Here is a 13,768-nt window from a genome sequence, read left to right as displayed (position 1 = left end):
CTCTGCGACCCCCCGCCGGTCAGCGCGTGGGCCTCGCGGTGTGAGCGGGCTGAACCTTCAAATCAGAGAGCCGCTTGGCCGCCAGCTTGAGCCAGGGCGCCTGCTTCAGCGCGAAGAGGGCGATTGCGCCTACGGCGCTACCGACCTGCGTGACCTCCCACATCGGTGAAGCCTGTGCGCCGAACGATTTCTTGTATGGCTCGTCGCCGATGGTGAAGTCGAGCATCTGATCTCCGCGCTCGATACAATCCCGCGCCACTTGTTCGAACATCAGCGCGCCGATGGACTGGCTCTTGTAGCCGGCGATGTCGAAGGCGCTCATGATGACGAGGAAGCTGTCGCGGTGGCACAATCCGAGCACGGCGGCGATCACTTCGCCGTCCATCTTCATGGCATAGAGGCGAACGAAGGACCCGAGGCCCCGAAGGGCGACGTCGGAATAGAAGCCGTAATATTCGGGCCGCTGCAGCAGGTCTCCGTCGCCTTGTGCGTGAAAGCGCGGGCCGCGAAACTTCCTCATCACCTCCATCGTCTCGAGCACGGCGGCGCTGTCGCTGCAGCATGAGAAGCTCAGCGCGCCCTTCTTCTGCAGCTGGCGATATTTCTTGGCGAGCTCCTTCTGGTAGGAGCGATCCATCGCACTGGCCCGCCATTGCTCGTACGGCGCGACCAGAACCGTGGCATAAGCATTGGTGTTCATCGAGACACGGCGGGACGTGGCGAGGAGGTCCTCGATCGGAAGCCGTCCGTCAGGCAGCTTGGCCATTCGCAGCAGATCGAAGGGGCGGACAAGGCGCCGAATCTGCGCGCATGCAGCCGCATCATGGAGCAATTGCGAGAACACGTCCGGGCTGCAAACCGGTGCCAGATAGTCGGAAACGCGCAAGTCGGCGAACTCGACGGTCCGTATCGGACCGCGCCGGATCCGGAGCAGCGGCAGCACCATGGCAAGGGCGCCGGTGTCGCGGTAGCGCACCACGACGACCAGAGCCGTTGCATCCGTTTCCGGCGCGAGCCTGGTGTAGAGGCTATGCAACCAGACCGGATGCTGGAAGGCAGTGGCAGCCGAACGATCGAACAGCTCTGCATATTCCGGAGACAGAAAGTCGAACGACGGCTCGATGGCGATCTCGAACGTATTGCTGGGCTTATTCATGCGCACAAGGAAACCGGATCATCCGCGAACGTCGTTCGAACCGTAGCTGCGCTTATACCAAGGCCGTTACAGGTCAGAGACTGCCGCCGCGCGATTTGCGCCAATGCGTTCAACCATGCTCGTATGGTTACCAAATTCTGAAGCCGGAGGCCGAAATGGCGCATGGAGCGCACCTTGCGCGGCGCCATCGTCTGCATGGCGCAGGCAATGATCTACGATCCTCGGCTGCAGGAAAGCTATGGTTCGCAAGGTCGAGCTCGTTCCCTCCGCTCCGATCCTCGGGCCGATCGGGCTCAAGCGCGAGTGAGACTTCTTAGAGCCGCACCCCGGTGGTGGCAAACGCGTGCGCGGCGGGCTCCTGCACGCGATCGAGGATCACCATCCCACCAACCGCGATCACCACGGCCGCGACGCAGCCAAGCAAAAAAGCCTTCATCCTCAGCCTCCCTCGATTGGACCACGCCATCTATACGACAGGGCCTGCGGCGAGCAAGCTCGTCGATCGCATCAGCCATCCGCCCGCTATGGGCTTTTGAACACAGGATCGGCGGAAAGACGCATCATCGAGCCAAGGGACCGGAGCTCGGCGCTGCTGCGCTGCACGATCCGGAACGGATGCGGGTCTTGCAAGTTTTCTGCAGGCCTGGTGAGCGCATCGGAGGCTTTGCGTGAAATTACCGAGAACGATCCTGTGCTTCGTAGCACTTTGCATTGTCGAGGGCGCCCTGGCCCAGCCGGCGCAAACCAACTCGCCGACGGGGCAAACGCCTCCCGAGGACAAGGGCCAGCTCCAGCCGCAAGGTTGGACGGGTCCGATCAATACCGGCTCGGGTGGTGCGCCGCCCGAAAGCCCCCAGGGCCAGAGTCCGCCCGGAATGCAGCCCGCGCCGGAGGGGTCGTCCAAGACCACGACGGCACCGGCCAAGTAGACTGTTTCAAGTAGACCGTTCCAGGATATTCATTTCCGTTGCCTCTTCTGGCAATCTCGAGCGGGTGAATGTCAGCGGGCGGCCAGGAATGAACAGATCGGCTCTGTGCACGAAGGTGGCCGCAGTGCTGTGGACCATGTTTGCCGCATCGACGGTGCATGCCGACATGGTCGGACACGGCGGCCCGATACGGGCTCTCGCCATTTCGCCCGATGACGACAGCCTTCTCTCCGGCAGCTTCGACACCGCCGTCATCCGCTGGTCGCTCAGGACAGATACGGCAGAGCAGGTGCTGCGGTATCATGCCGATGGCGTCAACGCCGTTGCCTTTCTCAAAGATGGCCGCATGATCACGGCCGGAGCCGATGCGCGCATTGCGGTGTGGACGGCGGGCCGGCCGGAGCCGGACCGGGTGCTGGAGGGACATGTCGCACAGATCGCGGCGCTTGCTGTGTCGTCCGATGGGACGCTTCTCGCATCGGCGTCATGGGACCAGACAGTGCGGCTCTGGTCGCTGTCGGACGGCACATCCCGCGTGCTCGAAGGGCATACGCAGAACGTCAATGGGGTCGCTTTCCTGCCGGACGGCAGGCTCGTCAGTGTCGGCTACGATCTTGCGCTGCGCATCTGGCGTTTGCCGGATGGCCAACCTGACATCGTGACTTTGCCGGCGCCGCTGAACGCGGTGGCTGTCGCGCCGGATGGTGAAATCGTCACGGGCGCGGTCGATGGCAGGCTGCGCATGCTGACAACGGACGGCAAGGTCAGCGGCGAGGTCGCGGCCAGTCCGACGCCGGTGGTGGCCTTGGCCATGTCGGCGGACGGTGCGCTGGTCGCTGCGGCCGGGATCGGCGGCACGGTGGCGATCATCGATCGCAAGTCGCGCAACCTGCTGCGCACCCTGGTTGGGCCCGGGCTGCCGGTGTGGGCGGTCGCCTTCCTTGCCGATCGCGAGACACTGATGACGGGTGGTGCGGACGGCAGGATCAGGCGCTGGAATGCCCGCACCGGCAATCCCATCGGTTCAAGCCTGGTCGGCACACCGGCCGACCCGCTTGCGGCCTATGCCGGCGATCACGGCGCCGATGTGTTTCGGGCCTGTGTTGCCTGCCACACGCTCTCGGACAAGGAGGTGCAGCGCGCGGGTCCCACACTTGCGGGACTCTACGGCCGCAAGATCGCTTCGGTGCCGGGATATCGCTTCTCTGATGCACTGAAGACGATGGACATCGTCTGGACGCCGGAAACCGTCGCACGATTGTTCGAAATCGGGCCGAATGCCTACACCCCCGGCACCAAGATGCCGGAGCAGCGCATCGGCTCGGCCGAGGACCGACGCGCGCTGACCGAATTTCTGGCCCGCGCGACGTCGAGATGATTGCCTTGCGTCGATTCGACGGCGTCCGCTTTAGTCCTTGCCATTGCGTTCGCGGAGATAATCATCCGTCGTTCGCGGCGGCGTTCGTTCCGGAACGCCCTTGAACGGATCGAATTGCTGTTCGCTCATGACCACGACGCGGCAGTCCGCGCACATCCTGAGCGCCTCGATTCGCTTGTCGCCGGCCGGATACATCCAGTGCCGGCCTTCGAGCTTGGCGGCGATGCGGTCGATCGTGCTCTTGACGCCGAAGGGCGTGCCGCAGCGGACGCAGAGCGCGGGCTCCTCTTCCTTGATGACAACGGCGGGCGCGCGCGCCGCCCGGAAATCGATCTGCGGCTTGAGGCTGATGACCTTTTCCGGACAGGTGCTCTGGCACAGGCCGCACTGCACGCAGGCATCCTCGATGAATTTCAGCACCGGCCGCTCGGGATCGTCGCGCAATGCGCCGGTCGGGCAGGCCGAGACGCAGGACAGGCACAGCGTGCAGCCATCGGCCTCGACGCTGATTGCGCCGACCGGCGCACCTTGCGGCAGCGCGATGATGTCGACCGGCTGCGGCGCCAGCCGATGCAACTCGCTGAGGGCAAACCGCAAGAGGTCGCGCCGCTTGCCGACGGTCTTGAAAGTTGCCGGCGTCGGGACCGCGGCGAGCGTGCCGATATCAGTCAAATGCGCGCCGAGCGCGTCGGGATCGTCGGTTTCGATGGTGGCGAGGCGACGGCCCGCAAATCCAAGGCCGCCGAGGATCGCCTCAGCCATCGCGATTGTCTGCGTCAATCCGGTCACGTCGTGGCGCGGCTTGCCACGGAGCAGGAAGCGCACGGCAGAGACGCCATAGGCAAAGGCGCCGACGATCGCCTCCAGCCCAACCTGCGTGAGCTCGTTGACGGCAAAGGGAAGCACGTTCGCCGGCAGGCCGTCGCCATGCCGCGCGAGGGCGTCGATCAGCGGCGTGCCGTGCGGGCTGTCGTGAAAGAGCAGCACCGCATTCGCGCCGCCGGCCTCGCGATAGACGAGCAGCATGGCGCGAAGTTTATGGAGCTGCGTATCGGCGGGCGGCAGCGCGTAGGAGACCGCGCTGGTCGGGCAGGCCGCCGCGCATTGGCCGCAGCCCGCGCAGATATTCGGATCGATTGCGACATGATCGCCGACGGGCGTGATTGCCCCGGTCGGGCAAAGATCGAGACAGCGATGGCAGCCCGTACGCTTCGAGCGCGAATGGGCGCAAAGCGCCGGCGCAACCTCGACATATCTGGGCTTGTCGAAGCTGCCGACGAGATCGCGCGCGGTTAGCACCGCGCGCAGCACCGCGGCGGGATCTTTCGTGTCGGCGCGGAGATAGCCGTCGCGCAGGTCGTGGGCGGGAAACATTGGCAGACCGCCGGAAAGATCGAGCACGATATCGCAGCGCGAGGTGACCCCGCTTCGCGGCGAGTCGAGCACGAAGCGATCGCGCGAGGAGGGGCGGGGACGCGCATAGTCGTCGATGACAAGCTCGAACGCGCCGAAATGTCCCTTCGCGGAGCGGATCGTGCCCTTCACGATCGGGAACACCGTGGCAACCGGCGGCACCGTGTCATCGAGCTGCTTCAGCATCACGGTGACGTCGAGGTGATCGGCAAGCAGGCGGCCGGCCTCAATCGCGGCCTCATCGCGCCCGTAGATCAGGATGACGCCCTCGCTCGACAAGGTGACGAGCGGATAGTCCGGGGCGGGGATGGAGGCGGATGCGAGCAGGGCGGCCATTTTCGCGCCGGCGTGCGCGCCGTCGCGGGACCAGCCGGCCGTCTCGCGGATATTGACGAAGCCGATCGCGTCAGGCCGCTCGCCGGCCTCGTCCGAAAACTGCGCCGCCTGCTGCGTGCAGGCGACCGTCAACACGCCTTCTGTCGCGGCCATGTTGCGGAAATGATCGAGCTCCGCCCCGCAGAGGTGGCGGAAGCTCTTGACCTCGCTGTTCGGACATCCGCGCCGGATCGCAGCCACGTCGAGGGGCATCGTGTCTTCGCACGAGCAGATCAGGATGGTCTTCGACGGCTGCTCCAGGTTAACTCCTCCGCCTTTCGGACGACGACGACGGACTCGCGCCGGCCCTTCGCCTCGTATAGACATTATCCATCGGGAAGAAAAGGAAAGCGGAGGACGGTCTGCCGTCGATCCCAGTGAGCCATGTTTCCACGGCGGAACCGATCCACCTGCCGCCGCCGTTCACATTGGTGCGATTGCGCGAGAGCGGCGACGCTTTTGCCCATGCATGCCGCATCGCACCGGAGAGCGGCGCCGGAACGCTCGTCTATGTCGGCCGCTTCGACCTCGCCGAGTTCGCCGTGGTGCTCGAGCCGGCCGAGCCGTTGCGCAGCGCGCGGCGTGCGTTCTACGCAGGCATGGTCGCGCTCACCGACGCGCTTCGCGCCTATGCACCGCCGAGCAAGCCGATCACGATCGGCTGGCCGGATGCGGTCAGGATCGACGGGGGGCTGGTCGGCGGCGGACGGATGGGTTGGTGTTCCGGAGCTGACGAGGACGCGCCGCCGCCCTGGCTGGTGTTCGGCGCGATGATACGGACGGTTGCCATGAATGATGACGATCCAGGCGTCCACCCGCTGGCCTCGGCGCTTGACCAGGAAGGCTTTGGCGAGGCGGGCGCGGCGCAGATCACGGAAAGCTTCGCCCGGCATCTGATGCTGGCGCTGGACGGCTGGCGGGTCGACGGCTTCGACAGCGTCGCGCGCGACTATCTCACGCGGATGCCGCGTGAAAGGCAGACGATACAGCGCATAGATGATTGCGGCGACCTCCTGACGCGCCGCATCGGGACGGAGACGATCGAACGAAGCGACCTGGTCCGGGCGCTCGCGGTGCCGTCCTGGCTCGATCCGGCCCTCGGAGGACCGCGCCTGTGAAACTCCTGCGCACGATCGCGCTCGATCCCTCGGACACTTTCGTGTTCGACGTGGCGGCAGAGCCGGGCGAATGGGCCGTTTCCGGCGCCTTCCGCTTCTGGGATTGCGATGGCGCGAAGCTCGAGGGCAAGGCCCGCGCGGCGTTTCGCGGTGGGTTCCTCGGGGTGCAATCCTGGGGCTGGTCGACGCTGGCGCAGATCGTTCCGGCGACCGCGGACGATTACCACGGCCTGGTCGATCTGCTGGCGAGGCAATTGGTCGATCGTTTCGGCGCGCCGGATATGGCGGCGGCGAAAACGGCGGCCGAAGAGGAGGTCGCTTTTGCCCAGTCGCTCTGCAGCCATCCCATCAGCTCGCTTATTGCAGTGCACCGCACCTCGAGCGACGGGGAGGTCCGCGAGTCGTTCCGCCGGCTGCAGCTTCGGGAAGGCCAGGGGCATGGCAAGGCGTTCTCGTTCATCGAGATGGAGGACGACGTCGAGCCGGACGGCGATCTCAGGCTTGCGGATCTCGGCCGGGAGCCGACCGTCCGATGAACGATTTCTGGATCTCCTGTGGTCACCACCTGCTCGATCGCGACGAGGGCGGCGGCCTGCGTGTCACGGACGAATTTCTCAAAGCCTATTTTGCCCGTCCCGAGCTGATGCCGCCGGACGACGCGTGCCCGGTCGAACGCCGGCTGCACCGCGATCTGCTCGCCGACCCGCGCCAGGCCGTCGGCGCCGGCGAGATCGCCGCGATTGCCGATGCTGATGCCAGGGAGAATTGGCAGTTCGTGCTGGCGTTCCGCGATCTTCTGCTGCGGCATCCGACGCTCGAAGCGGCCTATCTTGCCTGGGTGCGATCAGGGGCGAACGATCTGCCGCCGCTGTTCGTCAACCAGCTCGTGCACGTCATCCTGCGCAACGCGCTCGACGGCTGTGATGACCCGTTCGTGCTGCGCGCGGCCGAATTGTTCTTCCGGATCCAGCGCGTTCTCCCACATGAGCACGCTTTGTTGCTGGGAGACGAGGAGGTCGTCGGCGGCCGGAGCCCGACCCCGGTGCTCTCGCTGATGTCGATGCTCGGCGCCACCACCGATGCGGTGGTCGAGGTGTTGGGCGAGGAGAATGCCGAGGCCTATTGGCACCGCAGCGACCAGTTCGACATGGCCCTCGACCTGACCGCCGACGGCCGCGGACCTGTAGCGCTGGCGCAGGCGATGACGCGTTGGGTCTCCCATCTGCTCGGCATCGATGTCGTGATCGAGCCGCTACGGGCGCTGCACGAGGCGAAGCTGAGCTGGTATGTCGGGCTCGATGCCGATGCCACGAGGCTCGGCGACCGTCTGTGGCACGGCGAAGAGCTCGGCGAGCGCGACGCCGATCGCGTGCTGGCGCTGTTCCGGCTGACGTTTGCGGATTCCAGCCGTGCCCTCGACGATGTCGGGGATGAGCCGGTCTACCTGATCCTGTCGATGACGGCGGATCAGAAGCTGCGGATGAAGCCACAGAATCTGCTGACCGGGTTGCCGGTGAAGCGGCTGGAGATGGCGACGTGAGCCCCGCGGCATTGCCGTCCCTCTCGATTGCCGTCGGCGTCGTAGTCGAGCGGCGCAAGGCCGACTCGCCTTGGGTCGATTTCATCTGGCGCGGAATTGCTGTCCTGCCGGACGAGCCGTCGACCGAGCCATGGACCGTGCTTCGCGAGCAGGACGGCACGACCCTGTTCTATGCCGGAAGTGCGACCATCGATCTCTATCCGTCGGAGACGGCGCGCTATCGCGACAATCTCGCCTCCGGCAGTCCGAGCATCTGGGTCGTGTTGTCGCCTGCGGAAGGCGTCTGGCCCTATGCAGTCACCGCGGTGACCGCCGACCCCGCCGAGGGCGAAGGCTTTACCGAAGCCGCCGACAATCTCGTCGAGGCCGTGCCGATGCCGGAAGTGCTGCGCGAGGCGATTGAAAGCTTCGTGGCCGAGCACCATGTCGAGCGCGAATTCGTCAAACGCAAGCGGCGCCGTGCCGATCCGGAGGCGCTGGCGCGGCGCGAACATGAAGGCGGAAAGGAATGAGTGAGGAGGACTTCCTTGCGCGTTGGTCCCGCCGCAAACAGCAGTCGCGAGCGGAGCCGGCGAAACCTGCCCCGGCGCAGCCGACGCCGCCGTCCGAGGACAAAGAGGACGAGACGGAGTTCGATCTGTCGAGCCTGCCGTCGATCGACGAGATCAATGCTGCCACCGACATCACGGCCTTCCTCGGCAAGGGGATTCCTCGCGAGTTGAGCCTTGCGGCTCTTCGCCGCGCTTGGGCGACCGATCCCGCGATTCGCGACTTCGTCGGGCTCGCGGAGAATGCATGGGACTTCAACGACCCGACGGCGATGCCGGGATTTGGCCCGCTGGATTGTTCCTCAGAGGAGCTGGCCGCACTGGTCGATCGCATTGTCGGCGGCGTGCGCGAGGCGGCCAAGTCTGCGGCCCAGACTCTTGCTGAGGCGTCGATCGAAACGGCGGATTCTCCGGCGGAATCGCATCAAGCCGATGTGGCACTTGTTTCCAATGTCGTCGAGCCGCCCGATGAGACGCAGCACCTGGCAATCCCTGCTGCAGTGCAACCGACAGTGGGTGAAAGACCTGCGGATTCTGCAGAGCCTGTGAGGTCCCGCACGCATGGTGGTGCACTGCCGCGCTGAACCACGACCAAAGACTATAGGTACAGGCTATGGCAGGCGATTGACCGTTGCTGGAACCCGGATTACGCTACCTACTGCTTTGTAACAAAAGCGATAATCAAGCAGACGGGACTGGGATGGGAGGTCCACGTGCGCGATGACGGACTTGATCGAGCGATCGATGCCGCAGGCGGCATCGCTCAGCTTGCACGCAAAATAGGCATCAGCCAGCCCTCCGTCTCGAATTGGACCCGTGTGCCCGCACAACGGGTGGTTGCAGTCGAAACGGCGACCGGCGTCTCCCGAAACGATCTGCGGCCCGATCTTTACGGTGAGCAAGCCGGCTCCGCCGAACTCGTCGATCCCATCGATGCGGCGCGCGCGCAGGAATACGTCTTGCTCGCGGCGCTGCTGTCTGCGCCTCCGTCGAAGCGCCTGCTCGATCAGCTCGCCGCGCTCAGCGGAGACGCGACGCCGCTCGGTCGCGCGCATGCGGCGCTTGCCGAGGCCGCCTCGAGCGCCGTCCCAGCGAAGGTTGAGCGGGAGTATTTCGATTTGTTCGTCGGGCTCGGCCGCGGCGAATTGCTGCCTTATGCCTCCTATTATCTCACGGGCTTTCTCAACGAACGGCCCCTGTCGCGCCTGCGCGGCGACCTGATGACGCTCGGCATCGAGCGTATCGCCAACGATTCCGAACCCGAAGATCACGCTGCCATCCTGTGCGAGATCATGTCGGGCCTTGCCGATGGCCGCTTCGATGCCTCGCACGAGGCGCAGCGCGCCTTCTTCGAAAAGCACGTGTCGCCATGGATGGGGCGATTGTTCGCCGACATCGAGAACGCGGGGACTGCCCGTTTCTATCGCGCAGTCGGCGCGCTCGGCCGCACTTTCATCGAAATCGAGACGGAAGCATTTACATTCGCCAGCTGACCGAGGCGCTTCGGTCCGGGAGAGATGCGATGAGTGACGAGACGAAATCAAAGGTCGGACGCCGCGATTTCCTGCGCAAGGTCGGCTTGGGTACCGCCGGTGCCGGCGCGGCGCTTGCAACACCGTTGGTCGGGTCCGCCCAGGCCGACAGTGAAACCAACGATGAGAAGCGCAAGGCGCGCTACAAGGAATCCGATCACGTGAAGACGTTCTACCGCGTCAATCGTTATCCGGCCTGAGAGGGAGGCTGCCCGTGCTTATCAAGCGAACACACCAGCGTTCCGATCGCCGCGGTTCCGTCGCCGAATCCCTTGCGGGGCAGGGCGGGGGACTTGATCGCCGCACATTCCTGCGCAAATCCGGTTTGGCCGGCGGCGCGCTCGCCGCGCTCGGGGCCATGCCGGTGGGCAACGTGCGAAAGGCGGAGGCGGCCGCCGCCGGCCCGCTCGCAGCCGGCGCCACCGTCAAGAAGAGCATCTGCACGCATTGTGCCGTGGGCTGCACGGTGACGGCGGAAGTCCTCAACGGAGTCTGGATCGGGCAGGAACCGAGCTGGGATTCGCCGATCAACCGTGGCTCGCATTGCGCCAAGGGCGCCTCGGTGCGCGAGCTCGTGCACAGCGATCGCCGCCTGCGCTATCCGATGAAGCTGGTGAACGGGCAGTGGACGCGCGTGTCGTGGGACACGGCGGTGAACGAGATCGGCGACAAGCTGCTGCAGGTTCGCGAGAAGTCGGGCAGCGATTCGGTCTATTGGCTCGGCTCGGCCAAGATGACCAACGAAGGAGCCTACCTGTTCCGCAAGTTGGGCGCGTTCTGGGGCACCAACAACACCGATCACCAGGCGCGGATCTGCCACTCCACCACCGTCACCGGCGTCGCCAATACCTGGGGCTACGGCGCGATGACGAACAGCATCAACGACATGCGCAACTCCAAGACGATGCTGTTCATCGGCAGCAACGCGGCGGAAGCGCATCCGGTCAGCATGCAGCACCTGCTCGAATCCAAGGAGCTCAACAAGGCGAATTTCATCGTCTTCGATCCGCGCCTGACCCGCACCGCGGCACATGCCACCGAATATGTCCGCATCCGTCCCGGCACCGACATTCCCGTGCTCTACGGCATGATGTGGCACATCCTGAAGAACGGCTGGGAGGACAAGGAATTCATCGCCCAGCGCGTCTACGGCTTCGACGACCTGCGCAAGGAGGTCGAGAAATGGAATCCGCAGGAGGTCGAGCGCGTCACCGGTGTGCCCGCCGCGCAGCTCGAGCGCGTCGCCAAGACGTTCGCGACGGTCAAGCCCGCGACCATCATCTGGTGCATGGGCCAGACCCAGCACACGGTCGGCACCGCCAACGTGCGGGCGAGCTGCATCGCGCTGCTGATGACGGGTAACGTCGGCAAGGCCGGGGCCGGCGCCAACATCCTGCGCGGCCATGACAACGTGCAGGGCGCGACCGATGTCGGCCTCGATATCGTGACGTTGCCGTTCTATTACGGCCTCGCGGAGGGCGCCTGGAAGCACTGGTCCCGGGTCTGGGAGGTCGACTACGACTATCTCGTCTCGCGCTTCGACGAGAAGAAGCAGATGGAGACGCCAGGCATCCCGCTGACGCGCTGGTTCGATGCGGCGCTGTTGCCGAAGGCCGACGTCGCACAGAAGGACAACGTCAAGGCCGTGTTCGTGCAAGGCCACGCCAGCAACAGCATCACGCGCATTCCCGAATCGCTGAAGGGCCTGAAGGCGCTGGAGCTGCTGGTGATCGCCGATCCGCACCCGACCACCTGGGCGTCTCTGGCGGTCGAGGCCGGGCGCAAGGACGGCGTCTATATCCTGCCCGTGGCGACGCAGTTCGAATGCGCGGGATCGCGCGTCGCCTCCAACCGCTCGATGCAATGGGGCGAGCAGATCGTCAAGCCGATCTTCGAATCCAAGGACGACCTCGAGATCATCTATCTGCTGGCGAAGAAGTTCGGCTTCGCCGACAAGATGTTCAAGAACATCAAGGTCGAGAACAACCTTCCGGTCCCCGAGGACGTGCTGCGCGAGATCAACCGTGGAAGCTGGTCGACCGGTTATTGCGGCCAGTCGCCGGAGCGCATCAAGGCGCACATGAAGAACCAGCACAAGTTCGACCTGGTGACGATGCGCGCCCCCAAGGACGATCCGGAAGTCGGCGGCGATTATTATGGCCTGCCTTGGCCGTGCTGGGGCTCGCCCGAGGTGAAGCATCCCGGCTCGCCGCTGCTCTACAACAACAATCTGCACGTCATGGACGGCGGCGGCGCATTCCGTCCGCGCTTCGGCATCGAGCGCGAGGAGAAGCTGCCCGACGGCACGACGCGCAAGGTCAGCCTGCTCGCCGACAAGTCCTTCTCCAAGGGCTCGGAGATCGAGGACGGCTATCCCGAGTTCACGTTGGCGAGCCTGAAGAAGCTCGGTTGGGACGCGGATCTCACCGAGGCCGAGATGGCGACGATCCAGCGGGTCAACCCGGCCAATCCGGATGCGGTGTCCTGGGCGCTCGACCTCTCCGGCGGCATCCAGCGCGTCGCGCTGAAGCATGGCTGCGTGCCGTTCGGCAACGGCAAGGCGCGCATGAATGCGTTCGGTCTGCCGGATCCGATCCCTGTGCACCGCGAGCCGATCTACACGCCGCGCGTCGACCTCGTCGAGAAGTATCCGACCTTGCCCGATGCCAAGCAGTTCCGTCTGCCCAACATCGGCTTCTCGGTGCAGAAGGCGGCGGTGGAGAAGGGGATCGCCAAGCAGTTCCCGTTGATCCTCTCCTCCGGACGTCTCGTCGAATACGAAGGCGGCGGCGAGGAAACCCGCACCAATCCGTGGCTCGCCGAATTGCAACAGGACATGTTCATCGAGATCAGCCCGGCTGATGCCGCCGATCGCGGCATCAAGGACGGCGGCTGGGTCTGGGTGAGCGGCGCTGAGAACAACTCGCGGGCCAAGATGAAGGCGATGGTGACCGAACGCGTCGGCAAGGGCGTCGCCTGGATGCCGTTCCATTTCGGCGGCTGGCTCGGCGGTAACGACCTGCGCAAGAACTATCCTGCCGGCACCGATCCGATCGTGCTGGGCGAGAGCGCCAACACGATCACGAGCTACGGCTACGATCCTGCAACCGGCATGCAGGAGCCGAAGGTCACGCTTTGTCAGATCGTCGCAGCCTGAGAGGAGCACGCACATGGCTCGGATGAAATTTCTCTGCGACGCTGATCGCTGCATCGAGTGCAACGCCTGCGTCACCGCCTGCAAGAACGAGCACGAGGTGCCCTGGGGCATCAACCGGCGGCGTGTCGTCACCATCAACGACGGCAAGCCGGGCGAGCGCTCGATCTCGATGGCCTGCATGCACTGCACGGACGCGCCCTGCGCGGCGGTCTGTCCGGTGAACTGCTTCTACACCACGGCCGATGCCGTGGTGCTGCACTCCAAGGACCTCTGCATCGGCTGCGGCTATTGCTTCTACGCCTGTCCGTTCGGCGCGCCGCAATATCCAAAGGTCGGAAACTTCGGCTCCCGCGGCAAGATGGACAAATGCACCTATTGCGCCGGCGGCCCGGAGGCCGACGGCAGCAAGGAGGAATACGTGAAATACGGTGCGAACCGGCTGGCCGAAGGCAAGCTGCCGCTCTGCGCTGAGATGTGCTCGACCAAGTCGTTGCTTGCGGGCGACGGCGAGATCATCGCACAGATCTACAAGGAGCGCGTCATGAAGCGCGGCTATGGCTCGGGTGCATGGGGCTGGAAGACCGCTTATCGCGAGGCGATCGAGTCCTGAAGTGGCAACAGA

General features: G+C 65.0%; 14 protein-coding genes. 11 read left to right on the top strand and 3 right to left on the bottom strand.

The features are described from left to right. Positions 1 to 19: 19 nt before the first annotated feature. Positions 20 to 1,156, bottom strand: a complete 1,137-nt coding sequence (locus ACTEK7_RS07605; RefSeq protein ID WP_225145892.1) for a GNAT family N-acetyltransferase — start codon at positions 1,154 to 1,156, stop codon at positions 20 to 22. Between the two features lie 313 nt (positions 1,157 to 1,469). Next, complete coding sequence (locus tag ACTEK7_RS07600; protein WP_260346694.1) at positions 1,470 to 1,592, bottom strand: hypothetical protein; 123 nt, start codon at positions 1,590 to 1,592, stop codon at positions 1,470 to 1,472. 232 nt (positions 1,593 to 1,824) lie between these two features. Between ACTEK7_RS07600 and ACTEK7_RS07595 the strand changes: the two genes are divergently transcribed. Together ACTEK7_RS07595 and ACTEK7_RS07590 are read left to right on the top strand one after the other, a co-directional pair. Continuing rightward, positions 1,825 to 2,085 (top strand): hypothetical protein, encoded by a 261-nt coding sequence (locus ACTEK7_RS07595; RefSeq protein ID WP_225133608.1) that lies wholly within the window; start codon positions 1,825 to 1,827, stop codon positions 2,083 to 2,085. Positions 2,086 to 2,221: 136 nt separating this feature from the next. Further along, complete coding sequence (locus ACTEK7_RS07590) at positions 2,222 to 3,463, top strand: c-type cytochrome (protein WP_225146223.1); 1,242 nt, start codon at positions 2,222 to 2,224, stop codon at positions 3,461 to 3,463. Between the two features lie 30 nt (positions 3,464 to 3,493). Here ACTEK7_RS07590 and ACTEK7_RS07585 read toward each other — a convergent pair whose 3' ends face one another. Continuing rightward, a complete protein-coding gene (locus tag ACTEK7_RS07585) occupies positions 3,494 to 5,464 on the bottom strand; it encodes a 4Fe-4S binding protein (RefSeq protein ID WP_225145891.1) in 1,971 nt (656 codons plus the stop codon). A 164-nt stretch (positions 5,465 to 5,628) separates the two neighbouring features. On the opposite strand from ACTEK7_RS07585, the gene ACTEK7_RS07580 reads away from it, so the two are divergent. The 9 genes from ACTEK7_RS07580 to fdh3B all read left to right on the top strand — a co-directional run bounded on the left by ACTEK7_RS07580 (position 5,629) and on the right by fdh3B (position 13,756). Further along, positions 5,629 to 6,369 carry a biotin/lipoate--protein ligase family protein gene (locus ACTEK7_RS07580; protein WP_225133610.1) on the top strand — a complete coding sequence of 247 codons (741 nt, stop codon included), beginning with the start codon at positions 5,629 to 5,631 and terminating at the stop codon, positions 6,367 to 6,369. After that, complete coding sequence (locus tag ACTEK7_RS07575; RefSeq protein WP_036005125.1) at positions 6,366 to 6,905, top strand: DUF6505 family protein; 540 nt, start codon at positions 6,366 to 6,368, stop codon at positions 6,903 to 6,905. Before ACTEK7_RS07580 ends, ACTEK7_RS07575 begins: the two co-directional genes overlap by 4 nt. Then, entirely contained in the window at positions 6,902 to 7,909 is a 1,008-nt protein-coding gene (locus ACTEK7_RS07570) for a DUF6352 family protein (protein ID WP_225111855.1), read from the top strand. Before ACTEK7_RS07575 ends, ACTEK7_RS07570 begins: the two co-directional genes overlap by 4 nt. Next, a complete protein-coding gene (locus ACTEK7_RS07565) occupies positions 7,906 to 8,421 on the top strand; it encodes a DUF3305 domain-containing protein (protein WP_225111856.1) in 516 nt (171 codons plus the stop codon). Before ACTEK7_RS07570 ends, ACTEK7_RS07565 begins: the two co-directional genes overlap by 4 nt. Further along, positions 8,418 to 9,041: a DUF3306 domain-containing protein gene (locus ACTEK7_RS07560; RefSeq protein ID WP_225133613.1), complete on the top strand. Its 624-nt coding sequence runs from the start codon at positions 8,418 to 8,420 to the stop codon at positions 9,039 to 9,041. Before ACTEK7_RS07565 ends, ACTEK7_RS07560 begins: the two co-directional genes overlap by 4 nt. 129 nt (positions 9,042 to 9,170) lie before the next feature. Further along, positions 9,171 to 9,950 carry a molecular chaperone TorD family protein gene (locus ACTEK7_RS07555; protein WP_036005115.1) on the top strand — a complete coding sequence of 260 codons (780 nt, stop codon included), beginning with the start codon at positions 9,171 to 9,173 and terminating at the stop codon, positions 9,948 to 9,950. 29 nt (positions 9,951 to 9,979) lie between these two features. Next, positions 9,980 to 10,189, top strand: coding sequence for a twin-arginine translocation signal domain-containing protein (locus ACTEK7_RS07550; RefSeq protein ID WP_036023641.1), 210 nt, complete (start codon positions 9,980 to 9,982; stop codon positions 10,187 to 10,189). Between the two features lie 14 nt (positions 10,190 to 10,203). After that, on the top strand, positions 10,204 to 13,146 hold the full coding sequence (locus tag ACTEK7_RS07545) for a formate dehydrogenase subunit alpha (RefSeq protein ID WP_225145890.1): 2,943 nt from the start codon (positions 10,204 to 10,206) through the stop codon (positions 13,144 to 13,146). Between the two features lie 13 nt (positions 13,147 to 13,159). Then, the gene (gene fdh3B, locus ACTEK7_RS07540) at positions 13,160 to 13,756 is read left to right on the top strand and encodes a formate dehydrogenase FDH3 subunit beta (protein WP_225145889.1); all 597 of its coding nucleotides are present in this window, start codon (positions 13,160 to 13,162) and stop codon (positions 13,754 to 13,756) included. Positions 13,757 to 13,768 lie beyond the last annotated feature (12 nt).

The sequence above is a fragment of the Bradyrhizobium sp. JHI2711 genome (assembly GCF_056156565.1).
Note: the sequence above shows the minus strand (reverse complement) of the source record. Positions and strands in the feature narration are given on the sequence as shown.

Bases quoted from the DNA above. Each gene is read 5' to 3' on its own strand.
- ACTEK7_RS07605 (WP_225145892.1), bottom strand. From the start codon at position 1,156: ATGAATAAGCCCAGCAATACGTTCGAGATCGCCATCGAGCCGTCGTTC.
- ACTEK7_RS07600 (WP_260346694.1), bottom strand. From the start codon at position 1,592: ATGAAGGCTTTTTTGCTTGGCTGCGTCGCGGCCGTGGTGATCGCGGTT.
- ACTEK7_RS07590 (WP_225146223.1), top strand. From the start codon at position 2,222: ATGTTTGCCGCATCGACGGTGCATGCCGACATGGTCGGACACGGCGGC.
- ACTEK7_RS07585 (WP_225145891.1), bottom strand. From the start codon at position 5,464: ATGCCCCTCGACGTGGCTGCGATCCGGCGCGGATGTCCGAACAGCGAG.
- ACTEK7_RS07570 (WP_225111855.1), top strand. From the start codon at position 6,902: ATGAACGATTTCTGGATCTCCTGTGGTCACCACCTGCTCGATCGCGAC.
- ACTEK7_RS07560 (WP_225133613.1), top strand. From the start codon at position 8,418: ATGAGTGAGGAGGACTTCCTTGCGCGTTGGTCCCGCCGCAAACAGCAG.
- ACTEK7_RS07550 (WP_036023641.1), top strand. From the start codon at position 9,980: ATGAGTGACGAGACGAAATCAAAGGTCGGACGCCGCGATTTCCTGCGC.
- fdh3B (WP_225145889.1), top strand. From the start codon at position 13,160: ATGGCTCGGATGAAATTTCTCTGCGACGCTGATCGCTGCATCGAGTGC.